Origin of the sequence: Sporosarcina pasadenensis, assembly GCF_047228845.1 — a bacterium.
GTDB lineage: Bacteria > Bacillota > Bacilli > Bacillales_A > Planococcaceae > Sporosarcina.
Genome location: NZ_JBFEGM010000010.1, coordinates 118,007 through 139,535, shown reverse-complemented (window position 1 = coordinate 139,535; position 21,529 = coordinate 118,007). Strand labels below are relative to the sequence as shown.

The 21,529-nt window shown below is 45.4% G+C and carries 17 protein-coding genes; 16 read left to right on the top strand and 1 reads right to left on the bottom strand.

Features of this window, described 5'->3' with window-relative positions:
- Positions 1-2: 2 nt before the first annotated feature.
- The 10 genes from AB1K89_RS14330 to AB1K89_RS14285 all read left to right on the top strand — a co-directional run bounded on the left by AB1K89_RS14330 (position 3) and on the right by AB1K89_RS14285 (position 12,084).
- Positions 3-320: a YerC/YecD family TrpR-related protein gene (locus tag AB1K89_RS14330; RefSeq protein WP_413055396.1), complete on the top strand. Its 318-nt coding sequence runs from the start codon at positions 3-5 to the stop codon at positions 318-320.
- 337 nt (positions 321-657) lie between these two features.
- The gene (gene pcrB / locus AB1K89_RS14325) at positions 658-1,350 is read left to right on the top strand and encodes a heptaprenylglyceryl phosphate synthase (RefSeq protein ID WP_413055395.1); all 693 of its coding nucleotides are present in this window, start codon (positions 658-660) and stop codon (positions 1,348-1,350) included.
- Between the two features lie 54 nt (positions 1,351-1,404).
- Positions 1,405-3,639 (top strand): DNA helicase PcrA, encoded by a 2,235-nt coding sequence (gene pcrA / locus AB1K89_RS14320; protein WP_413055394.1) that lies wholly within the window; start codon positions 1,405-1,407, stop codon positions 3,637-3,639.
- Between the two features lie 12 nt (positions 3,640-3,651).
- Positions 3,652-5,673 (top strand): NAD-dependent DNA ligase LigA, encoded by a 2,022-nt coding sequence (ligA, locus tag AB1K89_RS14315; protein WP_413055393.1) that lies wholly within the window; start codon positions 3,652-3,654, stop codon positions 5,671-5,673.
- Between the two features lie 6 nt (positions 5,674-5,679).
- Positions 5,680-6,795, top strand: a complete 1,116-nt coding sequence (locus AB1K89_RS14310) for a CamS family sex pheromone protein (protein WP_413055392.1) — start codon at positions 5,680-5,682, stop codon at positions 6,793-6,795.
- 114 nt (positions 6,796-6,909) lie between these two features.
- Positions 6,910-7,197, top strand: a complete 288-nt coding sequence (gene gatC, locus AB1K89_RS14305; protein WP_413055391.1) for an Asp-tRNA(Asn)/Glu-tRNA(Gln) amidotransferase subunit GatC — start codon at positions 6,910-6,912, stop codon at positions 7,195-7,197.
- Positions 7,198-7,221: 24 nt separating this feature from the next.
- Positions 7,222-8,688 (top strand): Asp-tRNA(Asn)/Glu-tRNA(Gln) amidotransferase subunit GatA, encoded by a 1,467-nt coding sequence (gatA, locus tag AB1K89_RS14300; protein ID WP_413055390.1) that lies wholly within the window; start codon positions 7,222-7,224, stop codon positions 8,686-8,688.
- A complete protein-coding gene (gene gatB, locus AB1K89_RS14295; protein ID WP_413055389.1) occupies positions 8,688-10,118 on the top strand; it encodes an Asp-tRNA(Asn)/Glu-tRNA(Gln) amidotransferase subunit GatB in 1,431 nt (476 codons plus the stop codon). The genes gatA and gatB overlap by 1 nt, the downstream gene beginning before the upstream one ends.
- 266 nt (positions 10,119-10,384) lie before the next feature.
- Positions 10,385-10,954: a thioredoxin family protein gene (locus AB1K89_RS14290; protein WP_413055388.1), complete on the top strand. Its 570-nt coding sequence runs from the start codon at positions 10,385-10,387 to the stop codon at positions 10,952-10,954.
- 164 nt (positions 10,955-11,118) lie between these two features.
- Positions 11,119-12,084 (top strand): diacylglycerol kinase, encoded by a 966-nt coding sequence (locus AB1K89_RS14285; protein ID WP_413055387.1) that lies wholly within the window; start codon positions 11,119-11,121, stop codon positions 12,082-12,084.
- Between the two features lie 75 nt (positions 12,085-12,159).
- Here AB1K89_RS14285 and AB1K89_RS14280 read toward each other — a convergent pair whose 3' ends face one another.
- Positions 12,160-12,594, bottom strand: coding sequence for an NUDIX hydrolase (locus AB1K89_RS14280; protein WP_413055386.1), 435 nt, complete (start codon positions 12,592-12,594; stop codon positions 12,160-12,162).
- A 300-nt stretch (positions 12,595-12,894) separates the two neighbouring features.
- On the opposite strand from AB1K89_RS14280, the gene AB1K89_RS14275 reads away from it, so the two are divergent.
- From AB1K89_RS14275 to AB1K89_RS14250, 6 genes are all read left to right on the top strand, one after another.
- Positions 12,895-14,241: a cytochrome ubiquinol oxidase subunit I gene (locus AB1K89_RS14275; RefSeq protein WP_413055385.1), complete on the top strand. Its 1,347-nt coding sequence runs from the start codon at positions 12,895-12,897 to the stop codon at positions 14,239-14,241.
- Entirely contained in the window at positions 14,238-15,263 is a 1,026-nt protein-coding gene (locus tag AB1K89_RS14270) for a cytochrome d ubiquinol oxidase subunit II (RefSeq protein ID WP_413055384.1), read from the top strand. The genes AB1K89_RS14275 and AB1K89_RS14270 overlap by 4 nt, the downstream gene beginning before the upstream one ends.
- A 14-nt stretch (positions 15,264-15,277) precedes the next feature.
- Positions 15,278-15,388 (top strand): cytochrome bd oxidase small subunit CydS family protein, encoded by a 111-nt coding sequence (cydS, locus tag AB1K89_RS14265; protein ID WP_413055383.1) that lies wholly within the window; start codon positions 15,278-15,280, stop codon positions 15,386-15,388.
- A gap of 90 nt (positions 15,389-15,478) precedes the next feature.
- On the top strand, positions 15,479-16,840 hold the full coding sequence (gene rlmD / locus AB1K89_RS14260) for a 23S rRNA (uracil(1939)-C(5))-methyltransferase RlmD (protein WP_413055382.1): 1,362 nt from the start codon (positions 15,479-15,481) through the stop codon (positions 16,838-16,840).
- Between the two features lie 647 nt (positions 16,841-17,487).
- A complete protein-coding gene (locus AB1K89_RS14255; RefSeq protein WP_413055381.1) occupies positions 17,488-18,984 on the top strand; it encodes a S8 family peptidase in 1,497 nt (498 codons plus the stop codon).
- A 311-nt stretch (positions 18,985-19,295) separates the two neighbouring features.
- Positions 19,296-21,272: a hypothetical protein gene (locus AB1K89_RS14250; RefSeq protein ID WP_413055380.1), complete on the top strand. Its 1,977-nt coding sequence runs from the start codon at positions 19,296-19,298 to the stop codon at positions 21,270-21,272.
- The last annotated feature ends 257 nt before the right edge of the window (positions 21,273-21,529 follow it).

Genomic DNA, 21,529 nt, shown 5'->3' with positions numbered 1-21,529 from the left:
CTATGCAAATCGATAAAATCCGAAGTGAACAAACGGATCAGCTGTTCAAAGCCATTTTGGAATTAAAGGACTTGGAAGAATGCTATATGTTCTTCGATGACCTTGCGACGATGAGCGAGCTGCAATCGTTGGCTCAGCGTTTGGAAGTCGCGCATGCATTGAGGCAGAAAAAAACATATGACCGGATTCAAAATGAAACCGGCGCGAGCACTGCGACAATTTCAAGAGTAAGACGTTGTGTCGATTACGGATCCGGCGGCTACAACACCGTGTTGGACCGCCTCTATCCGGAGCTTGCTAATAATAATGAAAAGAAGTGATCGGGCGGAGAATCATCTGCCCGGTTCAGCCTGTTGACAAACGCTCGCATCCGTTGTTGCTCGTGTCGCTCGTCCGCTCATGAACTTTAGTTCTATTCGCGTCTTCGCTCCACTTCGCGCCTAGGCTGACAAGCGTTTTCAATCAGGCTGAGGAAATCCCTATATTATGGTTCAGTTCAACTAGATAGAGTGTAAACAAAGTCAAAAAACGACTTTGTTTACACTCTGGAACGGGCGGAGAAATCCGTCCGTTTTTTTGGTATACTGGTGAATAGCAGTCGCTCAAATAGTATCGAGCGCATTTAATAAGCAATCGATGAATTAGGTGGTAGACAAAATGGATTATAAAAATTGGCGCCACGCCTTTAAAGTGGACCCTGCAAAACAATTGACGGACGAAGAGCTCGAACAGCTTGCAGAATCAGGAACGGACGGCATTATTATCGGCGGCACGGATGGCGTAACTCTTGAAAACGTCCTCGACCTGTTGGCACGCATCAGACGGTACTCGGTGCCGGTGGCGCTTGAAGTGTCGACTGTTGAGTCGGTGTCGATGGGATTCGATTTTTATTTCATCCCGACGGTCCTGAATTCGACAGATGTTAAATGGGTGAACGGAACCCATCATGCCGCATTGAAGGAATACGGCCATATGATGGATTGGGATGAAGTCGTCGCGGAAGGCTATGTAATCGTCAACACTGATTGCAAAGCGGCGCATCTTACCGGCGTCAAGGAAGCTCCAGGTGAAGAGGATGTCATCGCCTATGCACGGATGGCGGAGCATCTGTTCAAGCTGCCGGTATTTTATTTGGAATATAGCGGAATGCTCGGGGATCCGGCCATTGTGAAGGCGGCCGCGCGTGTTCTTGACAATACACGGTTATTTTACGGCGGCGGAATCCGCAACGCGGAAGACGCAACAATGATGGCAAAGCTTGCGGATACAGTTATCGTCGGCAATATTATTTACGAAGATTTGAAAGCTGCCCTTTCAACGGTCGAAGCAGTGAAATCAGTATCCCATTGACATAGGTTTAGGTTATAATGAAGAACAAACGTTCTTTGAAAGGCGGTATGAAGTATGAAGGAAATCGCGCAAAATCTGCTTGTAGGCATGAATCCTGAACAAGCCCGCGCAGTGAAAAAGACGGAAGGGCCGCTGCTGATCATGGCAGGCGCAGGTTCCGGAAAGACGAGGGTGCTTACCCACCGGATCGCCTATTTGATCGTTGAAAAAGGCGTATACCCATCCAAAGTATTAGCGATTACATTTACGAACAAGGCAGCACGTGAAATGCGGGACAGAATCGACGGTCTGCTCGGACCAGGTACCGGCGAACGGATGTGGGTTTCGACATTCCACTCGATGTGCGTCCGCATCTTACGGAGGGATATCGACCGTATCGGAATTTCGAAAAACTTTACGATCCTCGATTCCTCCGACCAATTGACGGTCATTAAAAATGTGCTGAAAGAGCGCAATCTCGATCCGAAGCAGTACGATCCACGGTCAATGCTCGGGGCAATCAGCTCGGCGAAAAACGAATGCATCGACGCGGAAACGTATTCTGCGCAAATCAATCCGCATAATCCTTATGAAAAGACGATTGCAGGTATCTATGAAAGCTATACGAAAAAGCTAAGACAAAACCAATCGCTCGATTTTGACGACCTCATCATGATGACTCTCAAATTATTTGAACGCGTCCCTGAAGTCCTCGAGTTTTATCAAAATAAATTCCAATATATCCATGTCGATGAATATCAGGATACGAACAATGCACAATACCGCCTCGTTAAAATGCTCGCCGCGAAGTTCCGCAACCTTTGCGTCGTCGGCGATTCCGATCAATCGATCTACAGATGGCGCGGCGCGGACATTGGCAACATCCTTTCATTCGAAAAGGATTATAAAGATGCAACCGTCATATTACTCGAGCAAAATTACCGTTCGACAAAAACGATTTTGCAGGCGGCGAACGACGTCATCCAAAACAACCGGAGCCGCTATGACAAGAAGCTCCGTACGGAAAATGACGAGGGAGATTCGATCGTTGTGTATAAAGCGAACGATGAGAAGGATGAATCCCAGTTTATCGTTCAGCAAATCATCGAGCTGAAAGAACGCGAAAACTTGACGCTTGACCAGTTCGCGATTCTTTACCGCACGAACGCCCAATCCCGTGTCATCGAGGAATATCTCGTGAAATCCAATCTGGATTATACGATTGTCGGCGGCACGAAGTTCTATGACCGGAAAGAAATCAAAGACTTGCTCGCTTATTTGAGGCTCATAGCGAATAATGATGACGACTTGGCGTTGGCACGGGTCATCAACGAGCCGAAACGGAGCATCGGCGCGACCTCTTTCGAGAGGATGGCGCAATTCGCGATTGAAAATGAGCGGTCAGTTTTCGATGCATTGCAGGAAGTCCATTTCATGGGGCTGACAGCAAGAGCCGCGAACGAAGCGGTGAAGTTCAGGGATATGATCAACGGCTTCACGCAAATGCAAGAATACTTGTCCGTATCCGAGCTTGTGGAGCAAGTGTTGGAAAAGACGGGTTACCGTGACATGCTCTTACGCGAGAAAACGATTGAATCGGAAAGCAGGCTGGAAAACATCGAGGAATTCCTCTCCGTTACGGAAGCTTTCGAAAAGAGGGCTGAGGAAGAGGAAGGCGACCGTTCGCTCGTCGCGTTCCTGACAGACCTTGCTCTAATTGCCGATATCGATTCGTTGGATAAAGAAGAGAACCAATCGACGGAAAAAATCGTCCTAATGACAATGCATGCCGCAAAAGGACTCGAATTCCCGGTCGTATTCGTCATCGGCATGGAAGAGAACATCTTCCCGCACGCAAGGTCGATCGGTGACGACGAAGAAATGGAAGAAGAGCGCCGTCTTGCTTATGTGGCGATCACCCGTGCGGAGCGCAGGCTCTATTTGACGTGCGCATCGTACAGGACATTGTTCGGCCGCTCAAGTATTAATAATCCTTCCCGTTTCTTAAACGAGATTTCAGATGACATCATTGAAGTGACATCGAATCAACGTCAAGGATTTTCCTATGGCGGATTCGGATGGGAGAACAAACCTGTGCGACCAGCTGTGAAAAGGCCGGCTTATAATGCGAGCGGCGGAGAGAAGTTGGGCTGGAAGGCGGGCGACAAAGCGACCCACAAATCGTGGGGGACAGGCATGGTCGTGAGCGTCAAAGGGAAAGAAGACGATCTTGAGCTTGATATCGCCTTCCCGGAACCGGTCGGCATCAAGCGGCTCCTTGCCAAATTCGCACCGATAGAAAAAGCGTAGGGAGAGGAAAGAATGGATCGAAACATAGATCGAAAAGCAGTTGAAAAACGTGTACAGGAGCTCAATGATCTGCTCAAAGAGTATGGACATGCCTATTATGTGCTGGACCGGCCGATTGTGCCCGATTCCGTCTATGACAGCCTCATGCAGGAATTGCTCTCGATTGAGGCCGAAAATCCGGACTTGATCTACCCCGATTCACCTACACAGCGGGTTGGCGGGGAAATCCTCGAAAGCTTCAGCAAGGTAGTCCACGAATATCCGATGCTAAGCTTGTCGAACGCGTTCAATGAAGAAGACATCCGCGATTTCGACAGACGGGTGCAAGCGGGGACGGGAAAAGCCTCATATATTTGTGAACTGAAGATCGACGGGCTTGCCGTTTCATTGAAATATGAAAATGGGACGTTCGTCCAAGGTTCGACGCGAGGGGACGGAACGGTCGGTGAGGACATCACCGCGAATTTGAAGACGATCCGTACAATTCCGCTAAAGCTTTCCGAACCGGTTACAATCGAAGTCCGCGGGGAAGCGTACATGCCGAAGAAATCTTTCATGAGATTAAATGAAGCGCGGGATGAAAACGGGGAAGAGCCGTTTGCGAACCCACGGAATGCAGCAGCAGGATCACTCCGGCAGCTGGATCCGAAAATAGCCGCGAGCCGTAATCTTGCCGTATTCATTTATGGAATCGGCGGGGATGGCACGGCTTACGGACAGGATAGCCATTCCGATTCTCTCGATTATCTTGCGTCGATCGGCTTCGAGACGAATAAGAATAGCAAGCGGTGTAAAACGATCGAGGAAGTGCTCGAATATATAGAGTCTTGGCAGGAACGCAGACAGGACCTGGATTATGAAATCGACGGAATCGTCATTAAAGTGGACAGCTATGAAGATCAGGAGCAACTCGGCTTCACAGCGAAAAGTCCGCGTTGGGCGACTGCCTATAAATTCCCTGCGGAAGAAGTGCATACGAAGCTGCTCGACATTGAATTGAGCGTCGGCAGGACGGGGGTTGTCACACCGACTGCCATTTTGGAACCGGTCCGTGTTGCTGGAACGACGGTTGCAAGGGCTTCCCTCCATAATGAGGACCTCATCCGCGAAAAGGATATCCGGATCGGAGATGCAGTTGTCATCCGTAAGGCGGGGGATATCATTCCCGAAGTCGTCTCTGTATTGATCGAACAGCGACAAGGGGATGAAGAGCCGTATCATATGCCCGACAATTGCCCAGTTTGCGATTCTGAACTCGTCAGGATCGAAGGGGAAGTGGCGCTCCGTTGCGTCAATCCGCAATGCCCTGCACAGATGAAGGAAGCGCTCATCCATTTCGTTTCGCGGAATGCAATGAATATTGAAGGAATCGGCGAGCGTGTCGTCGATCAGTTGTATACATCCGGGCTTGTTCATGATGTGTCAGACCTTTACTGTTTGACGAAGGAACAGCTGTTGACGCTTGAGCGGATGGGAGAGAAGTCCGCAACGAATTTATTGACAGCCATTGAAGCATCCAAGGCCAACTCGTTGGAGAAGCTGCTGTTCGGCCTTGGCATCCGACATGTCGGAGAAAAGGCGGCACACATCTTGTCTGAGGAATTCGGAACAATGGATGAAATCGCAAAAGCGGATACAGAAAGACTAACATCTATACATGAAATCGGCGACAAAGTGGCAGATGCGGTCATTACGTTCTTCAACAATGAAGATGTGTTGGAAGTGATCGGCAAACTGAAGACGTACGGCGTCAATATGGATTACAAAGGAAGGACGCGCCAGGAGCTTCCGACTGAAGGTCCTTTCGCTGGGAAAACGATTGTGTTGACAGGCAAGCTATCGATACTGACGCGCAATGAAGCGAAAGAGCGGATCGAAGCGCTTGGCGGTAAAGTGAGCGGAAGCGTCAGCAAAAAGACGGATCTCGTCATTGCCGGGGAAGATGCCGGATCGAAGCTTGCGAAGGCGGAGGAACTCGGAATCACGGTATGGAACGAAACAGAGTTGGTCGACGCGCTCGGCGAAAAGGAGTAATTTTTAATGAAAAGGCTATTTGTATTATCCATCATCTCAGCCGTCCTTTTGTTGGGCGGCTGTCTACCGTCAATCGGGCCCGAAAAAGAGGAAGTCATCCAGGAAAATGAGGAACAAATCGAAGAAACCGTCATGATTCCCGATGTCCAATTGAATGACGATTTTTACAAGGTGCTCACCCCCCTCAAAAAAAGCGCTACCCGTGGTCTTGTCGTGAGCAATATATATACAAAATACGACATCCAGGAAGCTGAAGAAGGGCTGATCCGTTTATCCGCCCAGCATTTCGACACGAAAAACTATCTCTTCCAGGAAGGCCAGTATATTGACACAGCTACGGCGCGCGCATGGCTTTCCAGAAGCTCAACAAATAAAGAGGGCTTGAATCCACCTGAAGGTGAAGGGGAAGATGAAGAAGCGAACCCGATCTATTTGGCGCATATTATCGAGCAAAACTATTTGACGTTGACTGACGAGAAGAAAGTGCGTTTATCCGGAATATCAATCGGGCTTGCCTTGAATTCCGTCTATTATGAAAGAGGCGGGAAAGAGACGACGATATCTGACAAGGAACTTGAAAAGCAAGGCATCGCAATGGCGGACAAAATCGTCAGCAGGATGCGTGCGAAAGAGGGATTCCAAGATATTCCGATCGTAGTCGGCCTGTTTAAACAGGAAAAGAGGAATGCAATCGTCCCGGGCACGTATTTCGCAACTGCATTTGCCGACAAAGGAAAATCGACGCCGTCCGGATGGAAAGAAGTGAATGAGCGGTATGTATTGTTTCCCGCTCCTGCAGATATCGACAATTACCGTGAAATCAATACGACTTTCAGCAATTTCAAACAAGATATTGATGAATATTTCCCGAGCTTCGTCAATGTGATCGGGAAAGGTTTTTTCAAAGACAACCGTATGCAATCCATTTCTATCGACATACCGATTCAATTTTTTGGGAAGAGTGAAGTCATCGGTTTCACACAATTTTTGACTTCGCACATCATCAAGTATTTTCCGAATATCGATGTCGAAGTGAGCATCACTTCGGTGAACGGCCCCGAGGCGTTGATCGTCAAGGAAGCCGGGGACGATGAACCGTTTGTCCATATTTATGGATATTGAAGAAAGATGTCAAAAAGGCGACCGCGTCGATGCGCAATCGATGCGCAGTTGCTTTTCAACATACCTGTTAGGTGTTATGATTAGTCGTACAATTGCAATTGGGGAGGAAATCAAATGACGAAATTTACGACAGAAGATGTACAATACTTCGCGAATTTTGCAAGAATCGCCTTTTCGGATCAAGAGGCGGAGGAGTTTTCTGAAATCATTTCCGAACTTGTAGAATTTGGAGATGTATTGGAAGAAGTGGATACAACTAATGTTGAGCCGATGACTCATCCGTTGCAGCTTTTCAATGTGCTCCGAGAAGATGTCCCGCAAGACATCCTGGATCGGGACGAAATGTTGGCAAGCGTAAAAGAGCATGAAGACGGAATGATCAAAGTTCCAAATATCCTGTGATAACGGTTTTTAGGAGGAAGTAAGATGACGTTAATGAAAAAAACGGCAGCAGAACTTCAAGCACTTTTACATAACAGGGAAGTCTCTGTCAAAGAAGTGACCGAAGATTCATTCAAGCAGATTGCTGCATTGGATGGTCAAGTGCAAGCGTTCCTGGCGTTGACGGAAGAAGAGGCGTTAGCGAAAGCGGAACAGTTGGACAACGCACCGAAAGAAGGACGCGGACCGCTGTTCGGATTGCCGATCGGTATTAAAGACAATATCGTCACAAAAGGCACTGCTACAACTTGCGCAAGCAAAATGCTGGAGAATTTCGTTCCAGTCTATGACGCGACAGTCGTAGAAAAAGTGAATGAAGCCGGCATGATCAGCGTAGGTAAATTGAATATGGACGAGTTTGCCATGGGTTCCACAACTGAACGTTCGGCTTTCCGGACGACGCGCAATCCATGGAACTTGAACCGTGTACCTGGTGGTTCTTCGGGCGGTTCCGCAGCTGCAGTTGCAGCGGGCGAAGTTCCATTCTCATTAGGTACAGATACAGGAGGATCGGTTCGCCAGCCAGCTGCGTTCTGCGGAGTCGTCGGAATGAAGCCGACATACGGAAGAGTATCCCGAAGCGGTCTCGTCGCGTTTGCTTCCTCTTTGGATCAAATCGGCCCGATCACTCGGACAGTTGAGGATAATGCACTGTTATTGAACGCCATTTCAGGTGTCGATCATAGAGATTCCTCGTCTTCACCGCAGCAAGTACCTAATTTCCAAGCTGCTTTGACGGGCGATATTAAAGGATTGCGAATCGCCGTTCCAAAGGAATATTTAGGTGAAGGCATCGCAGAAGATGTAAAAGATAAGGTCCGCGCATCGTTGAAAGTGCTTGAATCACTAGGCGCAACTATAGGGGAAGTGACACTTCCACATTCCAAATATGCATCGCCGACATATTATGCGATTGCAACGGCAGAAGCTTCTTCCAACCTCGCGAGATTCGACGGAATTCGTTACGGATACCGCTCAGAGAATGCTAAAAATCTGGATGAGCTCTATACGCGTTCACGTGCGGAAGGGTTCGGAACAGAAGTGAAAAAACGTATTCTCTATGGCACATATGCACTAAGTGCAGATCAACATGAAGAGTTGTACGTTAAAGCGATGAAAGTCCGTACGCTTATCGCTCAAGACTTTGCATCCGTATTTGAAAATTACGATGTCATCGTCGGACCAACAAGTGCAACAACTGCATACGAAATCGGCGGTGTCGCGCAAAACCAATTAACATTGTATGCGAACGACGTTTTGACAGTGTCTGTTAACTTGGCTGGTATTCCTGCCATTTCAATTCCGTGCGGCTTTTCGAATGGAATGCCAGTCGGTCTCCAAATCATCGGGAAACATTTCGATGAAGCGATCATTTATAGAGTGGCACATGCATTTGAACAAGCGACCGATTTCCATAAAAGCACTCCATCTTTAGGGGAGGGTACTAACTAATGAACTTTGAAACGATTGTTGGACTTGAAGTCCACGTTGAATTAAAAACCGATACGAAAATCTTTTCACCGGCGCCATCCCATTACGGTGCAGAGCCGAATATGAATATCCATGTGTACGACTTGGCATACCCGGGAACATTGCCTACGTTGAACAAACGTGCAGTGGACTTCGGAATGAAAGCTTCACTCGCATTGAACTGTGAAGTGGCAAAGGTCATGAACTTCGACCGTAAGCACTATTTCTATCCGGATAACCCGAGCGCCTATCAAACTTCGCAGGACAAGCGTCCAGTTGGCCAAAACGGCTGGATTGAAATCGAAGTCGAAGGCAAAAAGAAGAAAATCCGCATCGAACGCGTCCATCTTGAAGAAGATGCAGGCAAATTGACGCATTCCGACAACGGTTATTCACTTGTCGACTTGAATAGACAAGGCACGCCGTTAATTGAAATCGTAACGGAAGCCGATATCCGCTCTCCGGAAGAGGCATATGCATTCCTTGAAAAGCTAAAAGCAATTATCCAATATACAGGTGTTTCTGATGTTCGTATGGAGGAAGGTTCGCTTCGTTGTGACGCTAACATTTCATTGCGCCCATTCGGTCAAAAGGAATTCGGAACGAAAACCGAATTGAAAAACTTGAACTCCTTCAACTTTGTTCGTAGAGGAATTGCGAATGAAGTCGAGCGCCAGGAGAAAATCCTTCTGTCAGGTGGAGAAATTCAGCAAGAAACACGCCGTTACGACGAAGCAACGGGTCAAACCGTGCTTATGCGTGTAAAAGGCAGCGCGAATGATTACCGTTTCATCAACGACCCGGACTTGCCGGAAATCCATATCGATCAAGAGTGGGTCGATCGGGTACGTGCCGAGATTCCGGAGTTACCAGATGCTCGTAAAGCAAGGTATGTCAATGAGCTCGACCTGCCGGAATATGACGCGCACGTCTTGACGTTGACGAAAGAGATGTCCGACTTCTTCGATGCAACAATTGCTGCTGGGGCAGATGCGAAACTCGCTTCCAACTGGTTGATGGGGGAAGTGTCCGCTTACTTGAATGCTGAACAGAAAGAGCTTCATGACACAGCGTTGACGCCGGAAGGACTATCGAGCATGATCAAATTGATTTCGGATGGCACGATTTCATCCAAAATCGCTAAGAAAGTGTTCAAAGAACTAATTGAAAACGGCGGAAATGCCGCAGACATCGTAAAAGAAAAAGGCCTCGTCCAAATTTCCGACGAAGGCACACTCCGCGCAATCGTGACGGAAGTGCTGGACGCGAACGAACAATCGATCGAGGACTACAAAAACGGCAAGGACCGCGCAGTCGGCTTCCTCGTCGGACAAGTGATGAAAGCGACAAAAGGACAAGCGAACCCGCCAATGGTGAATAAAATCCTCCTTGAGGAAATCAACAAGCGATAAGTCCAAACATGAATCGTCCTATACGGGTCTTGCGAAAGTCTCCCGTATAGGGCTTTTTAATTTGTTTCTACGTCCAGCTCCGGGCGCTAGCTGCTCGGGTCATAAGTCAAAGTTACTGCGTGGCAAAGAACGCCTCTCCGTACCTTTGCCTTATGCCTGTCGCAGCTGATCAAGCGCCCTCCGCTTTTGTTTGGCATCCTATTTGATTCGGACAACGAATAGCCTTACACTTAAGGAAAAGGTAATGTAAAAAGGAAGGTGTCGGAATGAAAACTGAAAAACAGTATTTTGATGAGGCGATTTCACTCGCGGACTACATGGATCGTATGGAGAAGCATAAAGAAAACAGCTTCGGCATTTACGAAAAGTTCGACGTGCCCCAAGACGACGCATTCATCGAAATAGCAAAAGCGAAAAAGCCCAATATACTAGTCATAACGGAAGATTGGTGCGGGGACGCGATGATGAACAATCCGATCCTGCGCCGAATTGCAGAAGCGGCGGACTTGGACGTGCGGACAGTCTATCGTGACGAAGATACCGATTTGATCGACAGGCACCTGACGAATGGCGGCCGTTCGATCCCGATTTACTTGCTTCTCGATAAAGATGGCGAAGTGCTGGCGAAATGGGGTCCTCGCGCCGCGGCGATCCAGGAAGATGTAATGGAGCGCCGTAAGCAGCTTCCAGCAAAAGACGCGCCAGATTTCGAAGAAAAGCAGCGGGAATTCATCGCTGAATTGATGAAGGAATATACGACTCAGCCCGAATTATGGCTCACCGTTTACGAAGACATCCGTAAAACATTCATGCCTGCATTGCAACAGACGAACTAATAAGCAGTTGCAGTCTGTAATACCAGCCGGCGCATGAACGATTTGGCGGATACGCAAAGCGTGCCAAGGAACTTTATAGCATGATGGATAGTCAAAGTAAGCGTCTATTCTTGGAACAGACGCAAGCTAGCGTTGCATTTTGTATGAATTGAGAGGGAACATGTATGAAGCGTGCAAGAATCATTTATAACCCGACAGCAGGACGTGAAATATTCCGGAAGCATCTCGCTGAAGTTCTGGAAAAGCTTGAGATAGCCGGCTATGAAACATCCGTACATGCGACCACAGGAGAGGGCGATGCGCAAGAAGCGGCGAAAAAAGCTGTGGAACGTGGCTTTGACGTCATCATCGCATCTGGCGGAGATGGAACATTGAACGAAGTCGTCGCCGGAGTCTCCCCTTTTGAAAAACGACCGACAATCGGACTCATTCCGACCGGGACGACGAACGACTTTGCTCGTGCGTTGCGTATCCCGCGGGATATTGAAGAAGCGATCGACATTATCGTCCGCGGAGAGACGATTCCGGTGGACGTCGGCCTCATGAACGACCGTCATTTCATCAATATCGCAGGCGGCGGAAGAATGACTGAGCTGACGTATGAAGTACCGAGCAAGCTGAAGACGGTTCTCGGCCAGCTCGCCTATTACTTGAAAGGGATCGAGATGCTCCCTTCCATTCATTCGAGTGAAGTGAAAATCGAGTACGACGATGAAGTGTTCGAAGGGGAAGTGATGCTCTTCCTCGTCGGCTTGACCAATTCCGTCGGCGGTCTGGAAAAATTGGCGCCGAACTCAAGCATTAACGATGGCAAATTCACGCTATTAGTATTGAAAAAATGTAATATGGCTGAATTCATCAGAATCGTCACGTTGGCACTGCGCGGAGAGCATTTGGATGACCCGCTCGTCATTTCCGCAAAGCCGAAAAAAGTGAAGATCACTTCATCTGAAGAAGTGCTTCTGAACTTGGACGGGGAATACGGCGGAACCCTTCCCGCCACTTTTGAAAACCGCTACCGTCATATCGAAATGTTCGCTCCGCTCGACCAATTGAGGGAGCAGGACCGGATCGACAATGAAAATGACAATGAAAATGACGATGAAAATGAAGAAGCTGCATTGGATTAAACATCCATGCAGCTTTTTATTTTTGACGAATTATAAGCTTCAATGAATCTCCCATGGCTTCCTAAAGAGGCCTTCTCAAATAATAAAATCTATCAGCTCGTCTTGTCCTGCAGCGAGCGCGGGCAAGTCATTCACTGGCATCCAGCGACAATGGAAAATCATGCCGTTATCTTTTCCGGTACTATTCACGCAAGTATCCCATTCATTTTCATCCTCACCGATATACGTGAGATGGAAGACATTCCGCTCATGAATGACATTTTTCCGATTTTCAGGAAAGTAATTCTTCTTATCCACTTTGCCATTCAACTGAAGCTGGTCGCGACGGATGCCGGTTTCTTCTTCAATTTCCCTGTAGAGCGCATCGATGAGAAGTTCGTCTTCTTCAATCGTTCCGCCTGGCACTTGCAAGCCTGCTTCCGGATTCCCTTCTTGCTCGAACACAAGGATTTTTCGTCCGGCATGATCATCCTTCGTAATATAAGCTAAAACTTTTCTTTTTATTTCCATTGTGCTCACCTCTCTTTAATCTCTTCATTATACATAACATTCTAAATTCTCTCAAGAGCAAAATTCCGGTTGAAAACATTTCACATTACTTGTGACAATCCTGTTATTTCGAACGTAAAAAGGGAAAAGTATAGAACAGTTATCTTATGATAGGGAAGAGAGATGAAATCCAAAGGCGGAGGAGGGCTCCCGTGTATAAGAAACAAGAGAAATGGCTCATGTGGCTTGTCTTTATCGTGGCGGGAATCATGTTGTTTTCCATTTTAGGAAGAATTTTTGGAAGTTAAGGAGGAAAAATAGATGGTAAATGAAGAAGCCGTATTTTATTCGCGTGTCTTGACGGAACTGACATTATCGTTCCATATCCTTTACGCGACAATCGGCGTCGGCGTCCCGCTCATGATCATGATTGCGCAATGGGTGGGAATACGGAAAAACGATGAACATTATATTTTGCTTGCCAGGCGGTGGGCGAGAGGATTTGTTATTACAGTGGCTGTCGGTGTCGTTACTGGGACGGCTATCGGCCTGCAATTGTCTTTGTTATGGCCGAATTTCATGGAGTTTGCAGGAAATGTCATCGCGCTTCCATTATTCATGGAAACGTTCGCTTTCTTTTTTGAAGCTATTTTCCTAGGGATTTATTTATATACGTGGGATCGATTCGAAAACCAGAAAAAGCATTTGCTGCTATTAGTGCCGGTTGCGATCGGCGCTTCGTTCTCAGCAGTTTTCATTACAATGGTGAATGCATTCATGAACGCTCCCCAAGGCTTCGATATTGTCGATGGGGAACTCGTTAACATCAACCCGATCATTGCGATGTTCAACCCGGCGATGCCGACCAAAGTAGCGCATGTCGTCATTACGGCGTATATGACGGCGGCATTCGTACTGGCAGCGATTGCGGCGTTCAGGTTGTTGAAAGGATCCAATCATATTTATCATAAGAAAGCCTTGCATCTGACAATGAAACTTGGACTTGTCTTTGCCATTGCAACCGCAGTGATAGGGGATTTCTCCGGTAAATATTTAGCAGAATACCAGCCTGAAAAACTGGCTGCGGCAGAGTGGCATTTTGAAACGCAGGAAAATGCGCCGCTCGTCTTGCTCGGCATAATGAAAGATGGGGAAGTGAAGTATGCAATAGAAGTCCCATTCGGCCTTTCTTTATTGGCGTACAGCAACCCGAGTGCGGAAGTGATCGGATTGGATCAATTCCCGGAAGATGAAATTCCGCCGCTCTATATCCACTATCTATTCAACATCATGGTATTGATCGGCATGTGGATGGTATTCCTTGCTGCCTGGTACTGGATCGGCATGAAACGTGGCTGGAGAAGCGTGACGACAAAATGGTTCCGCTGGCTCATCGTCCTTGGAGCTCCGCTAACCTTCATCGCCATTGAATCAGGTTGGTGGCTTGCGGAAGTCGGAAGGCAGCCGTGGATTCTCCGAAAGATCATGCGTGTCGAGGACGCAGCGACGACGAGCGGCCAAGTCGACCTAATGCTAATGATGTTCGCAGGGCTGTACATCATCCTCGGCATCGGAAGTGTCGTCGTCTTACGACGGATGTTCCGCAACAACCCGGTCGAGCGTGAACTGGAAGATCGGCATATGGAAAAGGGCGGTGATGTGCAATGAACTTGGAGATACTAGGAATTTCGGTTCTTTGGACGTTCCTCTTCGGTTATATTGTCGTCGGAGCCATTGATTTCGGTGCCGGTTTTTTCAATGCGTATAGTTTGCTGACGGGGAAACAGCGGATTTTGACAAAGGTCATCCAGCGGTATTTGTCCCCGGTATGGGAAGTGACGAACGTATTTCTCGTTTTCTTCTTTGTGGGAATTATTGGGTTCTTCCCGAAGACCGCTTTTTATTACGGTACGACATTATTGGTTCCCGTCAGCATAGGTGTCATTCTGCTCGCGATTCGCGGTTCGTATTATGCGTTTGAAACATACGGTGCCCGGGGCCATAAAGGCTATTCATTCATGTATGGGCTCGCGGGCCTGTTGATTCCCGCGTCGTTATCGATTGTTCTGACGATTTCGGAAGGCGGCTTCATCGAAATGGTCGATGGAGCTCCGGTGCTCGACTACTGGGTTTTATTCACGAGCCCGTTGACGTGGTCGATCGTCCTCCTCAGCATTGCGGCAACACTTTACATTTCGGCTGTCTTCCTGACGTGGTATGCGAATAAAGCGGGCGACAAGGAAGCGACCGATCTGCTCCGGAAATATGCGCTCATCTGGTCGTTGCCTACGATCATTACAGCAGGCGGCATCATTTTCGAGCTTCGGAAGCATAATTTCGATCATTATTCCAATATCCAAACGTTTTGGCCGATGTTCCTCATATCGTTCCTATTATTTGTCGGAACGGTTTGGCTGCTCTGGAAACGTCGTAGCTACGGTTGGGCATTCGGATATCTCATGGGCCAATTCGCCTTTGCGTTTTTCGGGTACGGTGCGTCCCATTATCCTTACTTGCTCTATCCGCATTTGACGATATACGACAGTTTCACGAACCCGGCGATGGCGATTTCTCTCATTGTCGCTTTCATTCTTGGACTTTGCCTATTGATACCGTCGCTTGTGCTGCTCATGCGACTGTTCCTGTTCAATAAAAACTATGTCCGTGGAAAAGAGGACTACCATGCGTAAAGGGGGATTATGGCATGCATGAATTCATTATTTTCTATGCTCCTTTCATCATCTTAATTGTGGCGATTGTCGTCGCGTTTCTCATCGCGCCGATGGACGGTTCAGTGACGGATAAAGAAGAGTAACAAATAGCAGACGTCTTATGGCGTCTGTTTTTTCGTTTAATCGCGAAAAAAATGCTAAACTTGTTACATACGAAATTTGGAGGAAAAATCATGTCTTTTATTGTAAATCAAAACGATCGTCTCTCTGTCTACGTTGAGGATTTGACGCATGATGGTTCAGGCGTTGCGAAAGTGGAAGGATATCCACTGTTCATTCCCGGAGCTTTGCCTGGGGAAGAAGTGGAGGTCCAGGTCGGGAAAACGTTGAAGAACTACGGATTCGCACGTCTGCTCAAAGTGACGAAGCCATCCCCGGATCGAATAGAACCGCCATGTCACGTATTTTGGGAATGCGGCGGCTGCCAGCTGCAACATTTATCGTACGAGGCACAGCTTATCCAAAAGCAAAAACAGGTCCGCGACGTCATCGATCGCATCGCGAAGTTGCCGGACGTGCCTGTCCATCCAGTTAAAGGGATGGAAGACCCGTGGCGCTATCGCAATAAATCCCAGATCCCCTTCAGCGAACGGGACGGCAAAGTCGTGTCTGGATTTTATCGGTCGCGCACCCATCATATCGTCGACACGGACGTCTGCATCATCCAAAGCGAAGAGGCGGATGAACTGATGTCCACGTTGAAGCATGAAATGCATGCGCTTGGTCTCGAAGCATACAACGAAAAGACCCATCGCGGCATGCTCCGGCATCTAGTCGTCCGTAAAGGGAAGGCGACAGGGGAAATCATGGTCGTTCTCGTGACGCTCAAGAAGAGGTTCCCGCAGAAAGAGGCAGTCGTCGAACTCATTAAACGGGTCGTGCCGGAAGTGACATCAATCATGCAGAACGTCAACAGTGAAAAGACGAACGTCATCTTCGGGAATGAAACGCTTCCTCTATATGGCAAGTCGTTCATCATCGACAAGATCGGTGACATCGAGTTTGAAATTTCGGCGCGCTCCTTCTATCAAGTGAACCCAGCCCAAACCGAAGTGCTCTATAAGCAAGCACTCGATTATGCACAGTTGACAGGCGATGAAATGGTCATTGACGCCTATTGCGGGATCGGGACGATTTCATTGTTCCTTGCTCAAAAAGCGAAGGAAGTGTACGGCGTTGAAATTGTTCCACAAGCAATTGAGGACGCCAAACGCAACGCCGAACTGAATGGTATTACAAATGCCTATTTTGAAGCAGGTGCCGCGGAAAACGTCATCCCGAGATGGTACGAGGAAGGCAAACGATTCGATGTCTTAGTCGTCGATCCCCCGCGTAAAGGATGCGACGAAAAACTGTTGCAGACGATTTTGGAGTATAAACCGAAACGTGTTGTGTACGTATCATGCAACCCTGGGACGTTGGCACGCGACTTGCGGATCTTGGAGGACGGCGGCTATCGGACGAAGGAAGTGCAGCCAGTCGACATGTTCCCGCAAAGCAGCCATGTGGAATCAGTTGCTTGGCTGGAGATCTAATTGTAACCACACAATAAAGTCACCCCCTTTAAAACAAAGTCGGGGCCAATCCAGCGCTCCCCCTGGCTCTTGCTCCCCGTCTTTTCAATGTTTTTAAAAAAGCAGGGAAGCCAAGACTTTATTCGAAATTGCAAAAAACGTGAGCAAAAAGCAGGGGGAAATGAGGGTTCATGCCAAAACTTTATTGTAAACGTGACTGTGGAATGCGGGTTGGCGTGGGGTAAAGTAGGGGGAGACTTTATTTTAAGCGGACAGGTTTGTAACCACACAATAAAGTTCCACCCTTAAAAATAAAGTTCAAGGGCGCCGCCACGCCCTTAATACCCCAATTGAACTCCTCCATATATTTGAAGTTGTTGGGCTAATTGTTAGACTTTAATACATATGTAAAAAATCCTGCTATGAAATCTCCCTTTTGTCTACAAAAAGATATTATAGAATTAGAAGAAAAGTTCGTGAGTAAAAAATAGGAAAATACACCTATTACAAGTCTTTTAAAAAATGCGATATAAAAAGAGTAGCCCTTTCCCAGTAAAGAGCACTCTTTTTTTGTAGGAATTTAGCATGTGCTTTAAAAAGTTTTATATCAAGACGTTCATAAAGTATTTTAATCTATGAAATTCTATATATAGTAGAGGAGAGAAATTATGAAAGAATTAAACAAAAAAGGTAAATCGAAAATGATCATCGCAACAGCTCTTACGTTAGGACTTGCAATGAATATGTTGGCAACCTCTGCAAATGCTGAACAACTGAGTGATACGGACAAAGAGTATGTTGTCGTGTACAAGAATAATAGCGGAAAAGACGCTGTTATCAAAGGAAGCAAAAAGGTGAAAACGCAATTCAAGTCCATCAATGCTCTTGCGGTAAAAGCAAGCCCTAAAGCAATGAAGGCATTGGAAAAGAATCCAAATATCGCTTCCGTAGAAGAAAACATCAAGTTTTCTTTAGTAGGCAATAAAAATGAAGTACAAGTATTGAACAAGGTAGAGGCTAAATCTACTGGAACTACTGTACCCGCAGAAGAATCCCAATGGGACATTCAAGCGATGAAAGTATCAAATGCTTGGAATGAAGGATGGACTGGCAAGGGAATTAAAGTGGCTGTTGTCGATTCAGGGGTTGCAAACCATCCAGACCTTCTAATTAAAGGTGGAGTTTCCACTGTAGATTACACTACTTCTTACAATGACGACAATGGTCATGGTACACACGTTGCAGGGAGCATTGGAGCAAGTAGAGATGGTAAAGGCTTAGTAGGGGTAGCACCTGACGCTGATTTATATGCCGTAAAGGTAATGGATCAAGATGGCAGCGGTTTTCTTATCGACATCTTGGAAGGACTTGACTGGTCGATTGCAAATAAAATGGATGTCGTCAACATGTCTCTTGGAACAAGTGCAGATAGTAAAGCATTTCGTGACATGGTTGCTAAAGCACAGACTAGCGGAATTGTATTAGTAGGAGCTAATGGTAATGATGGAGTAGGAACTCCTGTAAACTACCCTGCAAAGTACAATGAAGTAATTGCTGTATCTGCGGTGGATCAACTTTTGAAAATCGGCAGCTTCTCTTCTACGGGTGCGGAAACAGAATTCTCTTCACCAGGCGTAGCGATTGTCAGCACCTATTTGAATGGAAGTTATGCACGTTTAGATGGAACGTCAATGGCTTCTCCTCACGTTGCAGGATTTGTTGCTCTATTGAAGCAAAAGAACCCTACAATGACAAATGCACAGCTTCGTGCTGAACTGCAAAAATATACAACTGATTTAGGTGATGCAGGAAGAGACTCATTATTCGGTTATGGATTCTTAACGTATGAATCCGTTAAAGCACCAACAACACCGCCTGCACCAGTTGTAGACACTACGGCTCCCGCTGTGGTTAAAAACGTTAAATTAACTGCTACAACATCTACAAGTGCTTCATTCTCATGGACAAATCCAACGGACGCCGACTTTGCAAAAACAAATATCTATCTAAACGGTAGATTGATCGGTTCTGTTGCTAAAGGCACTCAAGCAGTTAATGTCACTGGTTTAACAAGAAACACATCTTACACCGTCATGTTCAAAACAGTAGACACTACAGGAAATGAGTCTGCGGGTGTAAGTCTGAAATTTACTACAAAACAATAATCGTTTGCATTGAAAAGCCCTTTCCTTATGGAAGGGTTTTTCTTGTGGACTTAAACAGACAAATATCTTAAGACAAATGATAAAAATGAATAGAAGGAGGAGAAGGAATGATAGCGATGGGCGTTTATTAAAATAAATTTAAGTTGACAGGGAAATCCCCCTATCCAAAACGTTTTAGTAATACTTAATCTATTTTTAGCGTATAGTTAGGACAAGTAGTTAAATGTTCAAATGATTCAAAAAACACTACCGAAGGAGGATAGGGGTATTTGTTTATTATGTTAACAATATGTCAGGGGGATTAAAATCAGATGATTAGGAAAATAATTTTTGTTCTAGTGGTAATGTCAATATTTATGAGTAGTGCAATTGTATTTGGTCAAAAAACAGACGATATTAAATGGGTTAAGGAACCGACTATAATCGACTCTGAAGGTAAGAAAATAGACATTCTAGGAGCTTTAGAAGTACCGAAAAGTTACAAAGGAAATACAAAAGTAAGTTTAGAGATTAATGGCTTTAATGTAAACCTGGATAAAGATGGATATTTTACAAAATCAATTTTAAAATCATCTGAAATAAATATAAAAGTGTATAGCGGAAAAAATGAAATCGTAGAACTAGCAAAAAAAATAAAGTATGTAATGGATAAGAGCCGTGTTAATGAGGCGGTCAAACTAATAGATGAGCTGCCAGCTGTAAATGAATTAGCATTAGGGGATAAAGAAACAGTACAAACAGCAAGAAAATTTTATGAAGCATTGACACCTGAAGAAAAAGAATTAGTGACCAATTTGAACAAATTAGAGGAACTAGAAAATAGATTAAAAGAATTAGCACATGTATTTTTACTTGATCTGATTCAGGAGGCAGAAGAAGCAATAAAATCTTTGCCATCACTTGAAGATATAAGAATAAAGGATAAGGATGCGGTAATAGCTGCAAAAACCAAGGTGGAAAAAGTTAAAGAAATAGATTCTGACGCTACTATTGTAGGCGAAGAAGTATTAGAGGCGTTATTTGAAAAAATACAATATCTAGAGAAAGAGGCTGCCAATAATTATTTCTTCCCATCAATATATATGGATTCCCCAACACCACTAAAAACTTTTGCGTATTCTGATATTTTATTCGAAGGTTATGTAACAAATGTAAAATATCTTGAAAAGATCCTCATCCAAGGTCAAGAAGCGGATGTTGTATATGTAGCGAATGCAGAAGTAAAAAGCGGAGGGCAGGTTGTTTATAAAGGACCCGCGTACAAATTCAGAAAAATACTTACATTAGAAGATAATTCGTATGCCATTAATGTAAATGTTATTTCACAATCAGGAAAAAGTGGAAGTATTGCTAGAAGATTCTATGTTGATACGACGCCTCCAGAATTAAATATTGTGGTTAAAGAAAGAGAAGCTACTTCAGAGAAAGCCCAACTCGAGATTAATATGAAGGATAGGTTCAGCTATCTAGACCTGTATGAATTTGATAGTCATATTAAGCAATACGAAGGGAACTATAGTTCTGCGATTGATAAAACTTTAGAATGGACTGTAGACTTAGAAGTTGGTGAAAATGTCTTTACTTATACACTAGTAGACGGAGCAGGAAACACAACCGTTAAAGAAATAACGATTGTAAGAGAGAAACCAGCACCAATAGTAAAAGGTAAAGTACAAATAAGTCTATATAAAGACTCTACTTCTAGTAGCAATAAAATACCATTTGAAAATATTAAAGAATCTTTCTACCTTAAGAATAAAGTAACAGGGAAAGAGTATACAGTAGGGAGTACCCCTAGTAATGTTAAAGAACGTTTCGATATGACGGATATTCCAGTAGGAGAATATACAATCCACTTTGATGCACCTGAAGGAATGTATACACATGAGATATTACTTGGTGACTCCTATAGAGAAACATTATATGGCGAAGATATCAACCCATTAAATGTAGTTGATAGAGGCACTACAGCGAATTATGTAAAAATTGTAATTAAAGCAGATGAAACGTTAAAAGAAATTAAACCACTGGAACCACTCTATGTCTCAAAAGATATTACTTTGGAAGAGTTTAAGGCCGCATTACCTAATAAAGTAACCATTGTTGATTCTGCAGATAGAGAGCATGAGGTAGCAGTAAAATGGGACATAAGACCATTTACTTTTGATTCATGGAAAAAGCCAGGTGGATATACTCTTTATAGTGAATTTTTCACTCTACCAATAAATGTTTCTAATACTGATCCTGCAACAAGATTGGAAGTAAAGCTAAATGTTAACTTTCAGTAGACCCTTATAAATATCTTAAATTAGTTAGTTCTAAATTCGGCTTAGGCGTACCCTTTCGCTGGGTACGCTTTTTACAATTCTAAAATCATCTACATTTAAAAATTAATTACTAAGTTAAAAAGAAATGACGAAGACAAAGGTGCCTGTGCATCACCCATTTATGACAATTCAATAATTTGTATATCTATTCATGAAGGTAGGCAACCAAAGCTTGACATGGTTGCCTACCTTTTTGAATTTATACAATTGTAGTGTAT